Here is an 18,776-nt window from a genome sequence, read left to right as displayed (position 1 = left end):
GTCAGACGGGGGCGTACTCGCCCTTGTCGACCTGGAGGGTGCGCGTCTGCGGGGGGCGTCCGGGCCGTCCGAGGAGCGACCAGGCGGCGTCCACGACGTGCTGGGTGGACAGCCCGTACTTCTCGAACAGGTAGGGCCCGCTCTTGGCGCCCTCGGCGAAGGTGTCGGCGATGCCCACCCGCCGCAGCCTGGCGGGCACCCCCTCCTCGGCGAGGACCTCGGCGACGGCGGATCCGAGTCCGCCGATGATGCTGTGGTTCTCCACCGTGACGACTCCGGCCGCCCGGCGCGCCGCGCGCAGCACGCCGTCGCGGTCGAGGGGCTTGATCACCGGTACGTGGACGACGCCGACGTCGGCGCCCGCCTCGCGCAGCGTCGCCGCTGCCTGAAGGGTGACCGGCAGCATCATCCCGCTGGTGACCAGGACGACGTCTCCGCCGTCGGCCACGGTGTGCACGGCGCTCAGCGAGAGGCGGTGGCCGGGTTCGAAGACGGTGGGGATCTCCCCGCGCTTCAGGCGGAGGTACACCGGCCCCGGCAGGTCGGCGATCGCTGGAACCACCTGGGCGATCTCCTCGGAGTCGCCCACGTCGACCACGGTCATGTTGGGCAGCGCCCGCATCAGGGCGACGTCCTCGATGGCCTGGTGGCTGGGGCCGCCCGGCGACGAGACGCCCGGCATGAACCCGATGATGCGCACCGGGAGCGCCGGATAGGCGATGGCGTTGACGACCTGGTCGAGTGGGCGCCTGGTGGCGAACACACCGAAGGTGTGCACGTACGGGATGAAGCCCTGCCGGGCGAGGGCGCCGGCCATGGACATCATGTTGGCCTCGGCCATCCCCGCGTGGATGAACCGGTCCGGGAACCGCTCCTGGAACAGGTCGACTTCGCACTGCTTGGTGAGGTCGCCGGACAGGCACAGGATCTCCGGGCGCGCGGCGGCCAGGTCGACCAGGGCGCGGCCGTACGGTTTGAGGACCGTCGGGAAAGGGGGCTCAAGCACCTTGGTGCTCCAGTCTGTCGGTCAGCTCGGCCAGTGCCTTGGCGGCAAGGTCGGGAGGAAGTTTGATGAAGTGGCCGTCGGCGTCGTCGGGCAGGCAGTCCAGGCCGTGCACCGTCGAGGTGCGGCAGACCAGCACGGTGGGCCGGTCAGTGGTATGCGCGGCCTGGTCCAGAGCCGCCCCGATCGCGACGTCGTCGTGGCCGTCGACTTCGATCGCCCGCCATCCGAAGGACTCCCACTTGTCGGTGATCGGGTCGAGGGTCGTGATGGTGTCGACCGGGCCGTCGACCTGGGAGTTGTTGGCGTCCAGCAGGGCGGTCACCGCGCTGAGGCGGTGGTGGGCCGCGAACAGTGCCGCCTCCCAGAGCTGCCCCTCCTGCATCTCCCCGTCACTGAGGAGTGCGTACGTGCGGGCCTCGTTGCCGTTGAAGCGGTCGCCGAGTGCGAGGCCGACCGCGGCGGACAGCCCTTGTCCCAGCGAGCCGCACGTGTAGTCGACCACCGGTGACCGCTCGGTGCCGATGGCCTCGATGGGGGACCCGTCCTGGCCGTACCGGCCGAGGTCCGCCTCCTCCATCAGACCGAGCTCCACGGCGGCCGCGAACGGCGCGACGATGTAGTGCCCGGGGGAACAGACCAGCCGGTCGAGGCCGGGACGGGCGTGACCGAACACGGACGCCACCTGCTCGGCCGCGGACAGCGCCTGACCCAGGTAGCCGAATCCCTGCGGGGCGATCATCTGAACGGCTCGAAGCCTGATTTTGGTCGCCAGCGACGCAACATCGTCCACGACCCACGTGGTACCGGGATCGGAGAGGCGGGATGAGTGATCCATTCGGCCACCCTCCTTCATTGGCTAAGTGGCTAATTGGCTTTACCAAAACCACTGTAGTTCGGCATGCCTCGCTGTCAACCCTGCGAGGTCGGGTGCGTGCGAGGTCGCCCGGCCGGCACCGATGTCTCTTTACTCGCCCTTGGGGTACACGAGGGTCGTGATGGACCGACCGCGACGGCAGTGCGCGTGAGCACAACAGAGGTCAGCCGGGGGCAGGAGCCTCAGGAGGAGACCGAGGACGAGCGGGCCAACCGGCGCTGGCAGGAACGGATACAGGAGATACGCGTCACCCGGACCGGCGTGCAGATCCTCTTCGGTTTTCTGTTCCATACCGTCGTACGCGAGGCCATGGCAGCGGCCCTGGCGCCGGAAGCCGATCTCGCCGTGACCGGTCAGGCCGACTCACTCGCCCAGGCCCGCTCCGGCAGCTACAGCGGCGACCTCATCGCGGAGCTGCGCGACATCAACCCCCACGCCGAAGCCCTCATGCTCACCGCATCACGCGACCGCGCCGCCCTCGCCAAGGCGGTCGAGACCGGCGCCGCCGCCGTCCTGGACAAGACCGCCCAACTCCACCACCTCACCCGACCAGGCTTGTGGCCCGGCACCAGAAGGTGCCGGGCCACAGCCGGGGGAGGGGTCAGTTGCCGGGCTTGGCGGAGTTGATCGCGTCCTTGGCCCGGTCGAGGAGGGCGGCGAAGGGGCCGGTGGTCCACTGGGCGGTGGGGGAGCCGGCAGCTGTGGGGTGAGGGTGGGTGGGGGCCATCTTCTCGACGGCGACGAGTCGGCTGCCCAAGCTCTTGAGCTGGTCCTCGTCGCATCCGCGGAGTATGGCGGGAAACTCCTCCCGCTCCTCATGCTCGGCGTGGTCGATCACCGACTGCTCGAACTCGGCGAGAAGGGCGTCGAACTCCGCGCTGCCGATGTCCATCGTCTCCAGTTCGGCGAGGACCTTGTTGGCTTCCTCCTCCTCGTGGTTGCGGGCCTCGGCCTCCGCCTCGCCCGCCGCCTTCATCGCGGCCGGTCGCACGATCATCTCCTCGGCGGTCTCGTGCACGGCCAAAACGGCCCTCAGCTCGTCGAAGACCTGCTTCTTCTGATCGCCCCTGGCGGTCTTGACCTCGCCGAACAGATCCCGGATACGGGCGTGCTGCTGGAGAAGGATGCCTACGACGTCGCCCGACGGCAGTTTCGCCGCCTGCTCGCGTTCTGTCTTCGCGCTGCTCATAGCCTTGTTCTCCTTTCCCGGGGAGGAGGCTGGCTCCGTTTCCCCACAGAACGCCTGACCCCGATCGGATCACGCAAACCCGAAGGCCGGGCGGCATCAGCCCTCGGTCAGAAGGCCGCGTACGGCCTGCTCAACGGGCCCCTGGGCGGCCGGGACGCCGAAGGTTCCGTCGGCGAGCGCCCGCCGCCCCGAGCCCTCACCGGCTCCTCGCGAGCTCGACCACCAGGACGCACATCGCGGTGGCTCCCAGGAACGACGCGGTGGCCGTCTTCAGCAGGCGGTTGCGCAGGTGCGCGTAGCGGGCGCTGTACTCGGTGCGGAGTTGGTGGCAGCGCTCGGCCACGCGCCGCAGTGCGGCCGTGGAGTAGGCGATGCGGTCTTGCACGTACAAGCGGATGACCTCCTCGCGCTGGGCGGTGGTCAGCCATGGCATACGGGCGACGAACGCCTCGGCGTGGACCTCGGCCTCCTGCTGCTCGGCCCGGCGGAGCAGATAGCCCTCGAGCCGCGCGAGGCCGGCGGCCGCCTCCTCCCTGGTCGTACGGTGCCTCACGCGCGCTCCGGCCCACTCGGGGGCTGGGGATCGACGAAGTCCCGGCCGTCGTCCTGGCCTTTGTCGAGGGCGGCGATCTGGGGATGGTGGAGGTCGAAGGCGGGGGACTCGGAGCGGACGCGCGGCATGGTGAGGAAGTTGTGCCGCGGGGGCGGGCAGGAGGTCGCCCACTCCAGGGAGCGGCCGTAGCCCCAGGGGTCGTCGACCTCGACTCGCGGCGCGTACTTGGCGGTCCGCCACACGTTGTAGAAGAACGGAAATGTCGACAGTCCCAGCAGGAAGGCGCCGATGGAGGAGACGGTGTTGAGGGTGGTGAAGCCGTCGGCGACCAGGTAGTCGGCGTAGCGGCGGGGCATGCCCTCGGCGCCCAGCCAGTGCTGGATCAGGAAGGTGGTGTGGAAGCCCACGAACAGCGTCCAGAAGTGGATCTCCCCGAGGCGTTCGTCGAGCATTTTGCCGGTGAACTTGGGCCACCAGAAGTAGAAGCCGCCGAACATCGCGAAGACGACGGTGCCGAAGACCACGTAGTGGAAGTGGGCCACCACGAAGTAGGAGTCCGTGACGTGGAAATCCAGCGGCGGCGAGGCCAGGATGACGCCGGTCAGCCCGCCGAACAGAAAGGTGATCAAGAAGCCGATCGACCACAGCATCGGGGTCTCGAGGCTCACCGAGCCCTTCCACATGGTGCCGATCCAGTTGAAGAACTTCACTCCGGTCGGCACCGCGATCAGATACGTCATGAAGGAGAAGAACGGCAGCAGCACGGCACCGGTGGCGAACATGTGGTGGGCCCAGACGGTGACGGACAGCCCCGCGATGGAAATGGTCGCCGCGATCAGACTGACGTATCCGAAGACCGGCTTGCGTGAGAAGACCGGGATGATCTCGGTGATGATGCCGAAGAACGGCAGCGCGATGATGTACACCTCGGGATGCCCGAAGAACCAGAACAGGTGCTGCCACAGCAGCGCCCCGCCGTTGGCCGGGTCGTAGACGTGTGACCCGAACTTGCGGTCCGCCGCCAGGGCGAGCAGTGCGGCGGCCAGCACGGGGAAGGCGAACAGCACCAGGACCGAGGTCAGCAGGATGTTCCAGGTGAAGATCGGCATCCGGAACATCGTCATGCCCGGCGAGCGCATGCAGATGATGGTGGTGATGAAGTTGACCGAGCCGAGGATGGTGCCGAAGCCGGACATCGCCAGTCCCAGCACCCACATGTCACCCCCGATGTACGGAGCACGGACGGCGTCCGACAGTGGGGTGTAGGCCGTCCAGCCGAAGTCCGCGGCGCCTAGCGGGGTGAAGAAGCTCGCCATGGCGATCAGCGAACCGAACAGGAACAGCCAGTACGACAGCATGTTCAGCCGGGGGAACGCCACGTCGGCCGCCCCGATCTGCAGTGGCATGATCGCGTTGGCGAATCCGACGAACAGGGGGGTGGCGAACATCAGCAGCATCATGGTGCCGTGCATGGTGAACGCCTGGTTGTACTGCTCCTTGGAGACGATCTGCAGCCCCGGCCGCGCCAGTTCCGCCCGGATGACCATTGCCAGCACGCCCGCCACCAGGAAGAACCCGAACCCGCTGATGAGATACAGCGAGCCGATCTTCTTGTGATCGGTGGTGGTCAGCCAGGTGACGACCACCGCGCCTGGCTTTCTGACCGGGCCCGCAGCCCCGGTCTCCTGTGGTTCGACCTGTACCGCCATGCCTCGCTCCTAGCCTTGCCCGCTCCGGCCGACCACAGCCGGTTCTCCCCGGGTGCCGCATCCCAGCACCACGACGACCAACCGGCCTGCGTCATTGCTAGTGCCGGCGGCCGCGGGCGGCGCGTCATTGGTGCCTCGGTGGGCGTGGCCGACCGCATCCTCCTCGCGGACGTCGGAGCTCTCGCCGCGGAGCTTGGTTCGGACCAGAAGTCATTGACATGAACATCGTCTAGACCATTGAATGCGCACACCCGCACGTGGTCCGTCGCAACGAGGAGGCCCCCCCACATGTTCAGACCTCGCACCGAAAACCCCTGGTCCCGTACGCTGTTAAGGCTCTTCGCCCTGCTCGCCCTGCTGCTCGGCATACAGGCCGGGCCGGCGCACACCGCGCAGGCGGCGACCCCCGCCTTCAAAGTGATCGCCTTCTACAACGGCACGTACGACGCGGCTCACATCAACTTCGACCACGAGGCCAACACCTGGTTCCCGCAGCAAGGGGCGCAGTACGGCTTCTCGTACACCGCGACCACCGACTGGAACCAGCTCAACACCACGAACCTGGCCAACTACCAAGTCGTGCTGTTCCTCGACGACTACCCGCACACCGCCGCCCAGCAGTCAGCCTTCCAGACCTACATGAACAACGGCGGCGGCTGGATGGGCTTCCACGTCGCGGCGTTCAACACCAACTCCAGCGACTGGTCCTGGTACCACAACACGTTCCTGGGCACCGGCACATTCCAGACCAACACCTGGGGCCCGACGTCCGAGACGCTGAAGATCGACGACCCGAACCACGCGGCGACCGCAGGCCTGTCGTCGACGATCGCGTCCTCGGTCAGCGAGTGGTACAGCTGGCAGTACGACCTGCGGCAGAACCCGGCCATCGACATCCTGGCCTCGATGGACCCGTCCACCTTCCCGATCGGCACCGACCCCAACCAGACCTGGTACAGCGGCTACTACCCGATCGTCTGGTCGAACCGCAACTACAAGATGATCTACGCGAACTTCGGCCACAACGCGATGGACTACTCCACCAACACCGCCCTGTCGTCCACCTTCGCCAGCGCCCAGCAGAACCAGCTGCTGCTTCAGGGGCTGCGCTGGCTGGGCGGCCAGAGCGGGCCGGTCACCCCGCCGTCCGGAAGCCCCACCGGACCGATCCACGGCTACGGCGGCAAATGCGTCGACGTCGCGGGGGCCAACAGCGCCAACGGCACTGCCGTGCAGCTCTACGACTGCAACGCCTCGGGCGCGCAGACCTGGACGGTGTCTTCGGACGGCACGCTCAAGGCGCTCGGCAAGTGCATGGACGTCACCTCGGCGGGCACGGCGAACGGCACCACCGTCCAGCTGTACGACTGCAACGGCACCGGCTCCCAGAAATGGCAGCCCGGCACCAACGGCTCGCTGGTGAACCCGCAGTCCGGCAAGTGCCTTGACGCGACGGGCAACAGCTCGGCAAACGGCACCCGCCTGCAGATCTGGTCCTGCTCGGGCTCGGCCAACCAGAGCTGGACACTGCCCAGTTGATGGTGAAGCGCGCGGGACCCGGGACCCCGGGGGTGCTCCCGGATCCCGCGCGCCGATCCGGACGTACCCAGGGTCAGGCACCCGCGCCCCCGGGAGGGGCGGGTGGTTCCGGTCTCGGCCTCGCCGTCGTCAACGGCCTCGCCGTCGCCCACGGCGGCTCCGTCCGCGCCGAATCAGACCCCTCCAAAGCGCAAGGCGGCCTGGGCGGCGCGCGGTTGCTGGTTCCGGCTACTGCCGCGGAAGGAAGCTGATCCGGTCTCCCGTGGCGTCGAGACCATGAGGCGGCCGCGATGCGGAACGTTGGCGCAGGTGAGTTTAATGATCACCGACAAGGCCGACCGTCATAGCCCAACACGCGTGCCCCTAAGAGTTGTACCGTAAATGATCTTCCGGGGTGCCGCCGAAGTCGGTCGTGACATCGCCGGTGCGACTGCTGCCGGCCGTCGCACCGGCGATCGGGACAACCCCTGGGCCTCGCCCGGAGTCTAGGCGCCGGTATTACCGGCGACGAGGTGCAGCGGTGCTGCGGCAGCAGTGGCGGCCTCGGCTGCACTGAGGTGGCCGGTGGCAACCAACCGGTTCAGCACATGACTTTGGCGCGAGGCCGCGAGCGATGCGTGGTTGACCGGGTCGTAGGCCGACGGAGCTTGCACGAGCCCGGCCAGTAGTGCTGCCTGGCCCCAGGTCAAATGGTCCGACGACACCCCGAAGTAGCCGTGACTGGCCGCGTCCAGGCCGTAGTAGCCGTCCCCGAAGTACACCACTGCGGCGTACATCTGCAGAACCTGCCGTTTGCTGTAGCTGGCGTCGAGCTTGACCGCCAGCGTCGCCTGTCCGGCCTTTGCTGTCACGCCGCCGTCCTGGCCGCCGTAGTAGAGCTGTTTGGCAAGCTGCTGCTCAAGCGTGGCCCCGCCCTGGTCGACGCTGCCTATGAGCGCCGCCACCGCGGTACGCCCCGCGCTGAGGACGTCGATACCGGGATTGGAGTAGAAGCGGGAATCCTCGGTGGCGATGAGTGCGGCGGCGAATCGCGTGGGCACGGCGGTGGCGGGGCCTGCGACGTGATGGGTGCGGTCGATAGCGGCCGCTCGTTGCTCGGCGTCGCCCACGCCTGGTGTCAGTGCCGCCAGGGCGACGCATGCTGCCATTGCCACGACTCCGACCGCCAACAGGCTCTTCGCAATCAGACGCGGCCAACGGTGCCGGGCAGGCCGTCGAAGCGCGGCGCCACTGGATGTCGCGGTTACAGGTGCTGCGGAGGGTCCCCTATTGGGCGGGGCCGACGCAGACGGCCTCAACATATGCCGACCCTCGGCCGGCGGGGGCCATGCTGCCCGTCTGTCATCATCACGACATGTAGGACGTAGACCGGTTCGTCAGAGTTCCACCAGCTTTCGTTATTCGACGCACCACCCGTGAAAAGGACGTGGTACGGCCGGTCGCCTGTCGTGCCCGGTATTCAGACGATCCGCGAGACGCCTCACCCTGCACCTACCGCAGCGATGGCTCTGGCAGCATGTCTGGACGCAACTGCTCGACACCGTCCACGCGCCACCGAACCGGTCAGATCCTCCTGTCCATCCCATACGCAGACCGTCAGGGCCGCACTTTGACGACGCCCTGCTTTCGGACGGTGCGGCCCGGCCGGCGCGGATCGTCAGGACGGCGACGGAGCACCGGCACCGCGCGGGCGGTCGTCAGTAGCCTCGTCGGTAATTGGTCTTGGCTGCCTCGTCGCGCCTCTGGGACCGTCGTTGGCGTTCATCCGCCAGTTCGGCCAGGGCGTCGGTGACGGCGGTGAGCACGGTCATCACCGCGTCATCGGCCACGCTCGGTGAGTCTTCGGTCCGCTTGTCGCTGACGCCGATGGCCACCGCCAGGGCTGCGACGTCGGGCTCGTCGGCTGCCCAGCGGGCGCCTGCGCGCCGGCGAGCGGGTGAATCGACCAGCACCATCTCGCCGGCCCGGAACGGCATCCACCGATGGTGTCGTTGCCGGGTGAGCTGGCCTTCCGCCTCAAGGGCGGCCAGATACGTAGCGGACAGGCCACGGCCCCTGCGCCACAGCCAGTCGTCGACCGAGTCGTAGGGCTCCTGCTGGGCAAAGGAGGACGCTGCCTCATCCAACAGGTGATCATCGACCGACCGCCGGAGATTGGGCACGATGTGATCGCCGTCCAGCCTGACGGCGTGGGCGCCCAGGAGGTCGATCAGCTCGGCTCCCGCGAGCGCAAGCGACAGATCGCCTCGCTCGACAGAGCGACTGGACGGCCTGTCCATGGCAACAATCAGAAGGTCCCGCGGTGTAGTCATCAACGGCTCCACATCCGGGGCATCGGCAACCGGCCCGTCACCTCGATTGTCCCTCGCGGAGACCCCGCCCGTTGGTGAAGGACGCGCCACGCCCTGTTGCGGCTCGCTGCAGTCCGTAGTCGCGCTGCCGTATCCGAGGTCGAACAGCCGGTCAGAGCAGGACGGATCCGCCGGCGATGTCGAGAATGATGCCGCTGATCCACGAGGCAGAGTCCGAGGCGAGGTACAAAGCGGCCTCGGCGACATCCTCGGGGGTGCCAAGGCGCCTGATGGGATGGTTGGCGACCAGGGACTGCTGGACGTGTTCGGGGATTTCTTGCCTGTTTCGCTCAGTCATGATCGTTTCCGGGGCGATGCAGTTCACGCGTACACCGTGGGGGCCGGCCTGCGCGGCGAGGTCTTTGGTGAGCAGTTCGATGGCGGCCTTGGCTGCGGCGTAGGCGACGGGGGAGCCGGCGTTGGGCCGCCGGGCGGCGGCCGAGGACAGCGTGATGATGTTGCCGTGACCGCGCTGTTTCATGCCGGGCAGGTAGCTCTTGACGGTGAGGAAAGTAGCGGTGAGGTTACCGTCGACGGTGGCGTGCCAGTCCTGTTCGCTGATCAGCTCCACAGGTCCGGGGCGGACGGGGCTGCCCCCGGCGTTGGCGACGAGGATGTCGACCGGGCCGAAGCTTGCTTCGATACGCTCGCGCATCGCTTCGACCTGGTCGAAGCGGGTGAGGTCGGCGGTAACGGCCAGCACTTGTCCGCCAGCGGCCTCGATGCGCGCTTGGACCGTTTCGAGTGCCTTTGCGTCGCGTCCGTGAACGACGACGCGGGCTCCCTCGCGAGCGAAGAGCGTGGCGATGGCCGCGCCGATACCGCGCGAGCTGCCCGTGATCAATGCGACCTGGTCTCGCAGGCTGGTCATGGGGTGTCTCCAGTGTGAGCGTGTCTGTGGTGCGGGCGGCGCGGCCGACGCATCGGGTGGTCCCTGTGACCGTGGCGTTGGGCATCACTGTCGATCGTGGCCGGTGAGGGTGATCTGGAACGTGGGATGGTCGGCCGGATCGGGCAGGGCTCGAAAAGTTCGGGCGACGCTGGGCAGTTGGCCGAACTGGCGAAGATAGTCCTCGACGAGGGGCGGCAACTGGTCTGGCAGGACCTCGACTGCGGTGAACTGGTCGACTCGGCCGCGGCGGGTGAGGCGACCTGTACCGGACGCGCGGAGGTTGCGCGACCATTCGGTGTCCCCGTAGGCGGACAGCAGGTACTCCTGCCCGCCGTGCGTGAGAACGGCCACCGGCGTGGAGCGCCAGGTGCCGGTGGTGCGCCCGGGTACCGAGAGCAGGCTGACGACCTCGGGCTTGAACAGTCGTGCCATGCGCCCGCCGATAGCCCGCGCCGCCCAGGGCGGGCGCAGATAGTTCCTCGCGGTCATGTGCGTGTCCCCTTTCTCGAATAGGGCGGGGCTTATGCCGGCGGCGCACTGTGGGCGGGGGCGCCCGGTGGGGTGCGCAGGCTGAGGTGGACGGCGACCATCCGCCACTCGGGGTCGCCGGTGAAGACGAGGGTGACGCGGAAGGCGCCGTCGATGGACCGATCCTGATGGCTGCCTTGCTGCGTCTGTGTGCCGATCACGATGGCGTTGCCGCCGATGTACCTGGTGCCGTCGGGGGCAAACGCGAACGCCGTGTAGTTCAGGCCGTTGGTGAACCGCTGGAGCCATTGCTCGCGGTCGAGCAGGAATCCGAAGGGGCCTACGGCGACGAAGTCCGCGTGGAGCAGGGTGCCGAGGGTCTGCGCGTCACCGTTGAGTTCCGCGCGTGCCCAGGTGGTGAGTTGTTCGTCGAGGGTGGTCATGGTGCTCCTCCGTGGGGGAGTGGAGTGGGTGGGCTGGGCCGCAGCGGCAGTCGATGGGGCTTCCTCGATGGCGCGGCTGTTCACCATCACTCCTTCCGAGTTGCCGGCGACGGCGGACGACCCGACGACCGCTTTCACTGGAAGCATAGACATCTAATGATTAGACGTCAAATGGTTCGACGTCGATGCTAGGGTTTGCCCATGCAGTCGTTTCGTTCTCCCATCGGCCTCGAGCTGAGTCAGACCGCCCGGGTTGTCAGCCGGGCGTTCGACGACGCCCTCGATCAGGCCGGTGGATCGCTGCCCGTGTGGTTGATCCTGCTGAATCTGAAGATCCGCCGGCCCGGCAACCAGCGCGAACTCGCCGAAGCGGTGGGCGTACGCGAAGCGACCCTCACGCATCACCTCAACGCCTTGGACGCACGCGGCCTGATCACCCGCCGACGCGACGCCGTCAACCGCCGGATCCACGTGGTCGAGCTGACCCAGGCCGGCGAGGAGGCCTTCCTGCGCATGCGGGAGGCCGCCCTCGCCTTCGACCGCAGGCTGAACGACGGACTGACCGACGCTGACCGCGACAACCTCACCGGACTCCTGCACCGTCTCGCCGCGAACGTGGGCGCCGCCGAGAACGACTCCCCGCCATGGGCAGGTCTGGCGGAGCCGCCGCCGAAACCGGGCCGGCGCCCTACCGCCGCGCCGGGAACGGGCGCCGCCGAATAGCGACCGCTCACCTACGGCGCCGCTGTCAGGCCCTGGCGGTGCCGTACGGAGAACTGCCAGGTCGGAATTTTCTCGCCTCTGCGCCGCGACCACCGCCCCGTGCGGCTCTGCGGGGCCGGCCGGGCCGCCACCGCACGACCTCGTACCGCTCAGCGCCCCGAAGCGGGTACTGGAGATCCAGACCAAGCTGCACCGTTGGGCCGTAGATGATCCTCATCGAAGGTTCGACGACCTGATGTGGGATCGGGTTCGGAGCAACAAAGGGGCGAAGACCGCTGCACCGCCAACCCACACCTGATCGTCAACCAGCAGACCGCCACGACCACCAGGGCGGTCAGCGAGAACTGGCTGACCGAGACCTGCCGCGGCCTCACCGCCACCCTGGAACGCCTGCGAGTCGACCGCCAACTCGAGGAAGCCCTCACCCACGACGCCGACCCCCTACACCTCGCCGCCGTATTCGGAATCGACGACACCACCGCGATCCGCTACGCGACCATCGCACGACAGCTCCTGCAGACCCCCTCCGAACAACACGACCCCACCAGTTCCAACGAACCCAACGGCCCGAACCACCCATAGAACGCGACCAACCCCAGGTTCATCGCGAAGACCCCTCAGTTCGCCCGAACTCGGGGAAAACGCCGCACCCCCTCAGAACCGGACGTGCGGCGTTAACCGCATCCGGCTCAAGCAGGCCCTGAAGGCCCACGGGCAGCCAGAGTGGCTGGTCTCCGTGGTTCACTGCCGCCGCGCTGGCGGCGGCAGTGAACGTGGGTGAGTCGGAAGGCGACGGGATCGTCGGACTGGCTTCCGTCCGGTTCGGTGGTGAGCGCGTTCGCGCGTACCGCCGTCCGGATCGCCCGCAGCCACTGCTCCCATTCCTGGGGGCTCTGCGGCTGCTGGTCGGCGTGCAGGAGAAGACTTCCGCAGGGCGGGCACCGGCCGTGCTGCCCTTGGAGCAGACGTAGCAGGAGCGGGCTGAGCGGAGGCTTGTTCCTGTGTCGCCGCAAGGCCCAGTACTCGGTCAGCGCCGGGTCGTCCACGGACGCCCCTTTGGCGACGAGTTGATGTCTGACGATCCTGGTCCAGGCGAACTTGGTGAGATAGCGGCCGCTCTCGCGGTCGCCGAACACCCACCGGGCAGTGCTCCGCACCGCCGAGAACGCGTGGCCCGCCCCGGAAGATGCCGGCCGACCGGGCACAGGTTCGGAGGGGCTGCGGATCAGGGTTCTCGGCAAGGTGACCGCCACTCAGGACGGAGTGGTCCTCGACTTGGGCGGCCCCCGCCAGCGTGCGGTTCTGTCTCTTCTCGTAGTCGCGCACGGTGGCATGGTCACCGGTGATCAGTTGATCAACTCACTGTGGGCGGACGCACCGCCGCCGAGCGCGGTGGGCGCGCTGCAGGCATACGTCTCCCACTTACGGCGCCGGCTCGAACCCGGCCGGACGGCCAGGTCCGGGGGAGGTCCGATAGTTCACGAGGGTTCCGGGTACGCGCTTCGAGTCCCAGACGACGCCGTCGACGCCTGGCAATTCGAACGCTACGACACGCCGACACACTGTCAGCCCCCGCCACTGCCGCCACTCTGACCGAGGCCCTGGCACTGTGGTACGGGCCGGCGTTCGCCGAATACACGTCAGACCCATGGGCCCGGACGGAGGCGGACCGTCTTGCGGAATTACGGGAGGTGGCGCGTGAGCGACTGCTTGCCGCGCGCCTGGACTGCGGTGACAGCGCCGCGGCTCTCATCCCTGAGATAGAAGCGCTCGTGGCCGAGAACCCCCTGCGGGAGAAGCGCTGGCACCTGCTCACCCTCGCGCTGTACCGAACGAACCGCCAAGCCGACGCACGGGCAGCACTGCGGCGCGCCAGGCAGGTCCTGGCCGAGGAGCTCGGGGCCGACCCCGGTCCCGCCCTGCGCTTCCTGGAAGCAGAAGTACGTGCCCAGTCGCCCTCCCTCGACGCCCCGCCGTTCCTGCCGGCTTTGCTCCCGCTCCCCGAGGGAGAGCCGACGGCACGGGCACAGGCCACGGAACAGGCGGGGAAGGCGGTGCCGTCACTGGTGCCGGGCGATCTGGTCGACCGGGACTGGGAGCTCGTTGACTTACGTGACCACCTGTCAGCGGCCCTGGGCGGGCATGCCACCCTGGTGTTCGTGGAAGGTCCTGCCGGGATCGGCAAGAGCCGCTTGCTCGCCGAGTTACGGCAGTTGGCCGAAGTCGAGGACGTACTCATCCTGACCGCACGCGGCAACCGCCGGGAGCAGGACCACGGATTCGGCGTCGTACGCCAGCTCCTCACCGCACGCGGCAACCGCCGGGAGCAGGACCACGGATTCGGCGTCGTACGCCAGCTCCTCGAGCAGCAGGTCGTTGAACGCGGCGGCGAGTTACTGGCCGGCCCGGCGGCTCCGGCAGCCGCCGTCTTCAATCCGACGACCGCAGCGGGCAGCCGGCCGGACGGCTTCGCGATCCAGCACAGCCTCTACTGGCTCATCGTGAACCTGACCGCGGGACGCCCGCTCGTCCTGGCCATCGACGACCTCCATTGGTCCGACTCCGGATCGCTGCACTTCCTTGCGTACCTGGCACGCCGAATGGAGGGACTGCCGGTCCTGATCGCCGCCACCGTACGGACGGGAGAGCCGCATGACGAGGAGGGGCTGTTCGCCGAACTCGCGTCCGACCCCGCCACTCGACACATCCGGCCCGCGCCGCTGAGCACCGACGGCGTCGCGGCTCTCTTACGCGCCGGACTCGGCGCAGCCGTCGATGACGGGTTCGCCACCGCATGCCACCGCACCACAGCGGGCAACCCGCATCTGCTGTGCCGGCTGCTCCGCGCTCTGGAGGACGATGGCGTAGAGCCCACCGACGACCACGTCGACAGGGTCACGGAAATCGGCTCACGCGCGGTCTCCAGGGTGGTGCTCACGCGTCTTGCGCAGATGCCTGCCGCGGCTGTGGCCATCGTACGGGCCATCGCTGTTTTCGGCGACGGCGCGGCGCTCCCCGCGGTCGCGGCTCTCGCCGGATTGACCGAGGACGACGCGGCGGCCGCCATCGGGCCGCTGGTACGTGCCGAAGTGATCCGGGACCAATACCCGCTGAGCTTCGCCCACCGTTCCTAGAGACTGAGCGGGAGTGAGTCCTGTTGCCAGAACCCATGCTCAGCCGAACGTCCCGAACGGTGTTGGGCGTTCTGGTCCCCCGCGTTCGCTCCGCATTCGGCGCGCACGGATCGTGTCCGTGGTCCGGGGATGCGGGGGCGGGTTTCCTCGCGCCCTCGGGTGCCCGATGGGGCCTGGGCGGTCCGATGCCCACGACGATCGCTCTGGTCGTCGTGGGGCGGTGCCGTCCGTCGCCGGATCGGGTGCCCGAGGGCGCGCCTTCCGATCGCCACGGCGGCTGCGTCGTGGCGAGTGGTCTTCCTGGTGTTGCTGGTGAGGGGCTTCTGCCAGTGCTGGGCGCCCCACTTCGAGGTGTAGGCCGGGTCCACGGCCACGATCGCGAGACCCTGTTCGGCGGCCATGGAGACAAGGCAGGCCTTGACCTTGCCGGTGGGCATGCCGGAGATCAGCTGCCGGAACCGCTTGCGGCGGCCGTGCTTCTCGCGGGTCTTCTCCGCCGCGAAGTCAAGGTTCTCGATGGCGATCGCGTTCACGCTGCGGGCGCGTGCCCAGTGCAGCAGGCGGGTGAGGGCGTGGCGGATCTGCGCGTCCCGGTGCTGGGCGGTGCCGGTGAGGTCGTAGAAGAACCGGTGCGGGTCGCCGACCGGGTTGCCGTGCACGTCCAGCTTGTAGGTGGCGAAGTGGTCGGCATTGGTGTCCACGCCGATCATGCCGTGAGCGCGGGCCGCCTCCAGCGGGATCGTCTTCACGGCCGGCCGCTGCCAGGAGGCGGTCAGGTACCAGCGGTCGCGCGTGACGTCGTAGTGGATGCGGTAGGCCACCGCGCGGTCGGCCTCGACGCGGTCGGCCCACTCGGCGTCCCGGTGCGCGAAGCCGACCCGGCAGGCGAGCACGTACCGGCCATGTGGGGCGTTGGCGTGCCCGGCGAGCGGGGCGGGCAGCTTGATGCTGACCTCGCCGTCGGGGGTGACGCGGACGGTCTCGTTGCCGGACCTTTTGCCGGACTCGCCGTCCGCGGCCAGGAACCAGCGCTCGGCCTCCCACCGCCGCCGCCACTCGGCCTCGGTCAGCTGGGCGGCGTCCAGGTGGTGGCGGGTGCTCAGCAGGCGCCGGCCGCCCCGCACCACATGCACGCGGCCCGCCTCCCGCTCGGCGCGGGCCTGCTCAAGGCGGTGCTCAAGGACGTGCAGGCGGCGGGTCTTCGCGTGCCACTCCTGCCGGGTGCGGTAGCCGCCCGGCGCCTTCTTGGTGCCCTCCTCCCCGACCGGCTGGGACAGCCGGTGCATCAGCGTGCGCACGCCCGCTTCCAGGGACTGGATGTGCGCGAGCTGGCAGCGTCGGGCCAGCGCCCACTGGTCATGCGTGGCCTTCGTGATGCTCCCCGCCCAGCGGGAGGACGACTCGTTGGTCAGCTCCCGCTTGCGTACCGCCCACGTGTTGGTGGAGTGCTCCAGCCCGTCCCGGCACCGCACGGCCAAGTCACGGGAGGCCAGCCGTCCCAGGTGCTCGCCCGCCAGCCGCAGGACCTTCTCGTCCTGCGGGGTGAGGTGCCCCAGCCGGTCACGGATCGCTACACCGGTGGGGCCGAAAGCGACGAACGGCGCATCGAGGGCGCGCAGCTGCTTCTTCTCACTCACCGGCGGCCGCCGCTTCCAGGGCCTTCTTCGACCGGTTGCGCGCTGAGCGGCGCCCGTACAGGCGGGCGCAGAACGACGTCAGCACCTCCACCGTGTCCCGCACCAGGTCGTCCTCGACCTCGCCGGTATCCAGCACCACCAGCCGCCGCCCCGACGCCGACAGCGCCGCCTCGACCAGTTCGGTGTTCATCCGCCCCAGCCGGTCCTTGTGCTCGGCCACAACCGTGGTCACCGCCGTGTCGGCCAGCAGGCGGCGGACCTTGGTACGGGAGCCGTTCATGCCCGAGGCGATCTCCGCCTCCACCGCACCACCCGGTGCCCCGCCTGAGCGGCCCACTGCACAAGCCGCGCCGTCTGGCGCTCCAGGTCGGTCCTCTGGTCATGTGAGGAGACCCGGGCGTACAGGCACGCCCCCGGTGACCTGCGGAGCGGCGTTGGCCTCCACGTTCACCAGGATCGTGCGCAGGCCCACCCGCTCGGCGGGCACCGGCAGAGTTCCCTCACGGAACCACCGCCGCGCCGTCTGCGGGTGCACGCCCTGGGCCCTCGCCCACTCGGTCAGATTCACGCCCACGACAGTACGGGCCACTCACCCATGAATACTAACGATCGCTCATATATCACTAGAAAGAGTGCAGTTCTCACCCCTTGCTCGGTGATGCGATCTACCGCGACCTCCTCCCGGGAGAGCGTGAGCTGCGCCACGAACAGGCCGCCCGCGTCCTGCACGCCACCGGAGCCACCGCGGAGCAGGTCGCCGCCCAGCTGCTGTCCACGCCACACCGCGGCGACCCCTGGGTTGTCTCGGTGCTCCGCGCGTCCGCACGGGAGGCCACCCGCCGAGGGGACACCGACGCCGCCACGACCTACCTCATCCGGGCACTGCGTGAGCCACCGGCGCCGGAGGACAAGCCCCAGGTGGTGTTGGAGCTCGGCCGGTGCGAAGCCGTGCGCGACGGGCACGAGCCGCCGCGCGCGCTGGCCCCGTATCCATTCTCTGACTAAGGTCAGAGAATGGATACGGCACAGATCGACCAGGTGCGGCGGTTCAACCGCACCGTCACCGAACGCGTGGGCGTGCTCCACGACCACTACCTGGGCCGGGACCGGCCCATCGGCGAGGCCCGGCTGCTCTGGGAGATCGGCGAGCAGGGCCAGGACGTACGGCGGCTGCGCGAGCGCCTCGGGCTCGACTCCGGGTACGTCAGCCGGCTTCTGCGCTCCCTTGAGGCCGACGGCCTGGTGACGATGGAACCGAACCCCCGGGACCGACGGGTGCGCACCATCCGGCTCACCGACGCGGGCCGCGCGGAGCGAGCCACGCTCGACGGCCACAGCGACGAGCTGGCCGCCTCCTTGCTCGAGCCGCTCAACACCGCCCAGCGCGCCCGGCTGGTCGCCGCCATGGCCGAGGTCGACCGGCTGCTGACCGCCGCGACGGTCACCCTGGACGCCGTCGACCCGGACCACCCGGACGCCCAGCACTGCCTGCGGTCCTACTTCACCGAGCTCCAGCAGCGCTTCGAAACCGGCTTCGACCCTGCGCGGAGCCTCCTGCCCGACGCCGGCGAACTCCGCCCCCCGCACGGCCTGTTCCTTGTCGCCCGCCTGCACGGCGAGCCCGTCGGCTGCGCCGGTCTGAAGCTCCCGTCCGACGCCCCTTCCGAGATCAAACGCATGTGGGTCGCCCCCCAAGCGCGGGGCCTCGGCCTCGCCCGCCGGTTCCTCGCCGAGCTGGAATCGCGCGCCGCCCAGCACGGCTGCGACGTACTGCGCCTGGACACCAACAAGGCCCTCACCGCCGCGATCAGCCTGTACCACTCCTACGGCTTCCGCGAGGTCCCCGCCTTCAACGACGAGCCGTACGCCCACCACTGGTTCGAGAAGCGGGTCATCGCAGCGTCGTAGGGGTTCCCGGCGCAGTTCGGAACCCACGGCGGAGGTGCGGCCGCTCGCGTGTTCACCTCGGCGCCGCCCGCACTCCGACGGCCACAGCGACTGCCGCCGCGTCATCGCGCGTCTGCGACCCCGACCGCATCCGGTGACAGAGCTGTGACAAAAGGAACCACAACTCACGGGAGGGCTCCCTGGTCTCACCATTACGAGTGCGGAAACACCGCTTGTAACTGATAGATCAGCATTCGTCCATAATCATCACCACGGGGGAACACCATGAAGCTGTCTCGTTGCGTCGCGACCGCCACGACTCTCGCCGTCCTAGCCCTGGGCGGCGCGCTTGCCGCCGCTCTGGCTCCGCG

The 18,776-nt window shown here is 68.8% G+C and carries 20 protein-coding genes and 1 pseudogene; 8 read left to right on the top strand and 13 right to left on the bottom strand.

What is annotated here, in order from left to right:
• Position 1: 1 nt before the first annotated feature.
• On the bottom strand, positions 2–1,006 hold the full coding sequence (locus tag EFK10_RS06520; protein WP_127354793.1) for a transketolase family protein: 1,005 nt from the start codon (positions 1,004–1,006) through the stop codon (positions 2–4).
• Positions 999–1,841, bottom strand: coding sequence for a transketolase (locus EFK10_RS06515; RefSeq protein WP_127354792.1), 843 nt, complete (start codon positions 1,839–1,841; stop codon positions 999–1,001). Before EFK10_RS06515 ends, EFK10_RS06520 begins: the two co-directional genes overlap by 8 nt.
• 186 nt (positions 1,842–2,027) lie before the next feature.
• On the opposite strand from EFK10_RS06515, the gene EFK10_RS06510 reads away from it, so the two are divergent.
• The gene (locus EFK10_RS06510; RefSeq protein WP_127354791.1) at positions 2,028–2,507 is read left to right on the top strand and encodes a DUF6328 family protein; all 480 of its coding nucleotides are present in this window, start codon (positions 2,028–2,030) and stop codon (positions 2,505–2,507) included.
• Here EFK10_RS06510 and EFK10_RS51905 read toward each other — a convergent pair.
• From EFK10_RS51905 to ctaD, 3 genes are all read right to left on the bottom strand, one after another.
• A complete protein-coding gene (locus EFK10_RS51905) occupies positions 2,482–3,069 on the bottom strand; it encodes a hemerythrin domain-containing protein (RefSeq protein WP_127354790.1) in 588 nt (195 codons plus the stop codon). The two genes, EFK10_RS06510 and EFK10_RS51905, sit on opposite strands and share 26 nt — an antisense overlap.
• 196 nt (positions 3,070–3,265) lie before the next feature.
• The gene (locus EFK10_RS06500) at positions 3,266–3,622 is read right to left on the bottom strand and encodes a hypothetical protein (protein ID WP_127354789.1); all 357 of its coding nucleotides are present in this window, start codon (positions 3,620–3,622) and stop codon (positions 3,266–3,268) included.
• Positions 3,619–5,331: an aa3-type cytochrome oxidase subunit I gene (gene ctaD, locus EFK10_RS06495; protein WP_127354788.1), complete on the bottom strand. Its 1,713-nt coding sequence runs from the start codon at positions 5,329–5,331 to the stop codon at positions 3,619–3,621. Before ctaD ends, EFK10_RS06500 begins: the two co-directional genes overlap by 4 nt.
• 288 nt (positions 5,332–5,619) lie before the next feature.
• Here ctaD and EFK10_RS06490 point away from each other — a divergent pair, with 288 nt between their 5' ends.
• A complete protein-coding gene (locus tag EFK10_RS06490) occupies positions 5,620–6,870 on the top strand; it encodes a ThuA domain-containing protein (RefSeq protein WP_127354787.1) in 1,251 nt (416 codons plus the stop codon).
• 485 nt (positions 6,871–7,355) lie between these two features.
• Here the strand turns inward: EFK10_RS06490 and EFK10_RS06485 are convergent, their stop codons facing one another.
• From EFK10_RS06485 to EFK10_RS06465, 5 genes are all read right to left on the bottom strand, one after another.
• Positions 7,356–8,018: a biosynthetic peptidoglycan transglycosylase gene (locus EFK10_RS06485; RefSeq protein WP_164835851.1), complete on the bottom strand. Its 663-nt coding sequence runs from the start codon at positions 8,016–8,018 to the stop codon at positions 7,356–7,358.
• A gap of 549 nt (positions 8,019–8,567) precedes the next feature.
• Complete coding sequence (locus EFK10_RS06480; RefSeq protein ID WP_127354806.1) at positions 8,568–9,182, bottom strand: GOLPH3/VPS74 family protein; 615 nt, start codon at positions 9,180–9,182, stop codon at positions 8,568–8,570.
• 151 nt (positions 9,183–9,333) lie between these two features.
• Positions 9,334–10,092, bottom strand: a complete 759-nt coding sequence (locus tag EFK10_RS06475) for an SDR family NAD(P)-dependent oxidoreductase (RefSeq protein ID WP_127354785.1) — start codon at positions 10,090–10,092, stop codon at positions 9,334–9,336.
• An 84-nt stretch (positions 10,093–10,176) separates the two neighbouring features.
• The gene (locus tag EFK10_RS06470) at positions 10,177–10,602 is read right to left on the bottom strand and encodes a nitroreductase/quinone reductase family protein (RefSeq protein WP_127354784.1); all 426 of its coding nucleotides are present in this window, start codon (positions 10,600–10,602) and stop codon (positions 10,177–10,179) included.
• Positions 10,603–10,634: 32 nt separating this feature from the next.
• Positions 10,635–11,177, bottom strand: coding sequence for a nuclear transport factor 2 family protein (locus EFK10_RS06465; protein WP_127354783.1), 543 nt, complete (start codon positions 11,175–11,177; stop codon positions 10,635–10,637).
• 48 nt (positions 11,178–11,225) lie between these two features.
• Between EFK10_RS06465 and EFK10_RS06460 the strand changes: the two genes are divergently transcribed.
• Both EFK10_RS06460 and EFK10_RS06455 read left to right on the top strand, forming a co-directional pair.
• Positions 11,226–11,747, top strand: coding sequence for a MarR family winged helix-turn-helix transcriptional regulator (locus EFK10_RS06460; RefSeq protein ID WP_127354782.1), 522 nt, complete (start codon positions 11,226–11,228; stop codon positions 11,745–11,747).
• 237 nt (positions 11,748–11,984) lie between these two features.
• Positions 11,985–12,329 (top strand): hypothetical protein, encoded by a 345-nt coding sequence (locus EFK10_RS06455; RefSeq protein WP_127354781.1) that lies wholly within the window; start codon positions 11,985–11,987, stop codon positions 12,327–12,329.
• 107 nt (positions 12,330–12,436) lie between these two features.
• Here EFK10_RS06455 and EFK10_RS06450 read toward each other — a convergent pair whose 3' ends face one another.
• Positions 12,437–12,904, bottom strand: a complete 468-nt coding sequence (locus EFK10_RS06450) for a hypothetical protein (RefSeq protein ID WP_206305330.1) — start codon at positions 12,902–12,904, stop codon at positions 12,437–12,439.
• Positions 12,905–13,079: 175 nt separating this feature from the next.
• On the opposite strand from EFK10_RS06450, the gene EFK10_RS49630 reads away from it, so the two are divergent.
• Both EFK10_RS49630 and EFK10_RS06445 read left to right on the top strand, forming a co-directional pair.
• The gene (locus EFK10_RS49630) at positions 13,080–13,340 is read left to right on the top strand and encodes an AfsR/SARP family transcriptional regulator (RefSeq protein ID WP_240677032.1); all 261 of its coding nucleotides are present in this window, start codon (positions 13,080–13,082) and stop codon (positions 13,338–13,340) included.
• Positions 13,277–14,881, top strand: coding sequence for a BTAD domain-containing putative transcriptional regulator (locus EFK10_RS06445; protein ID WP_240677031.1), 1,605 nt, complete (start codon positions 13,277–13,279; stop codon positions 14,879–14,881). The genes EFK10_RS49630 and EFK10_RS06445 overlap by 64 nt, the downstream gene beginning before the upstream one ends.
• Here EFK10_RS06445 and EFK10_RS06440 read toward each other — a convergent pair.
• On the bottom strand, positions 14,878–16,518 hold the full coding sequence (locus EFK10_RS06440) for an IS200/IS605 family element transposase accessory protein TnpB (protein WP_127354780.1): 1,641 nt from the start codon (positions 16,516–16,518) through the stop codon (positions 14,878–14,880). The genes EFK10_RS06445 and EFK10_RS06440 overlap by 4 nt on opposite strands.
• A pseudogene (locus EFK10_RS06435) lies at positions 16,511–17,086 on the bottom strand (IS607 family transposase). Before EFK10_RS06435 ends, EFK10_RS06440 begins: the two are co-directional and overlap by 8 nt.
• Positions 17,087–17,166: 80 nt before the next feature.
• On the opposite strand from EFK10_RS06435, the gene EFK10_RS06430 reads away from it, so the two are divergent.
• Positions 17,167–17,523: a hypothetical protein gene (locus EFK10_RS06430; protein ID WP_127354779.1), complete on the top strand. Its 357-nt coding sequence runs from the start codon at positions 17,167–17,169 to the stop codon at positions 17,521–17,523.
• Positions 17,524–17,532: 9 nt separating this feature from the next.
• Complete coding sequence (locus tag EFK10_RS06425) at positions 17,533–18,426, top strand: bifunctional helix-turn-helix transcriptional regulator/GNAT family N-acetyltransferase (protein ID WP_127354778.1); 894 nt, start codon at positions 17,533–17,535, stop codon at positions 18,424–18,426.
• Positions 18,427–18,776: the final 350 nt, after the last annotated feature.

The sequence above is a fragment of the Streptomyces soli genome (assembly GCF_003999195.1).
In the GTDB taxonomy this organism is placed as follows: Bacteria; Actinomycetota; Actinomycetes; order Streptomycetales; family Streptomycetaceae; genus Actinacidiphila; species Actinacidiphila soli.
Note: the sequence above shows the minus strand (reverse complement) of the source record. Positions and strands in the feature narration are given on the sequence as shown.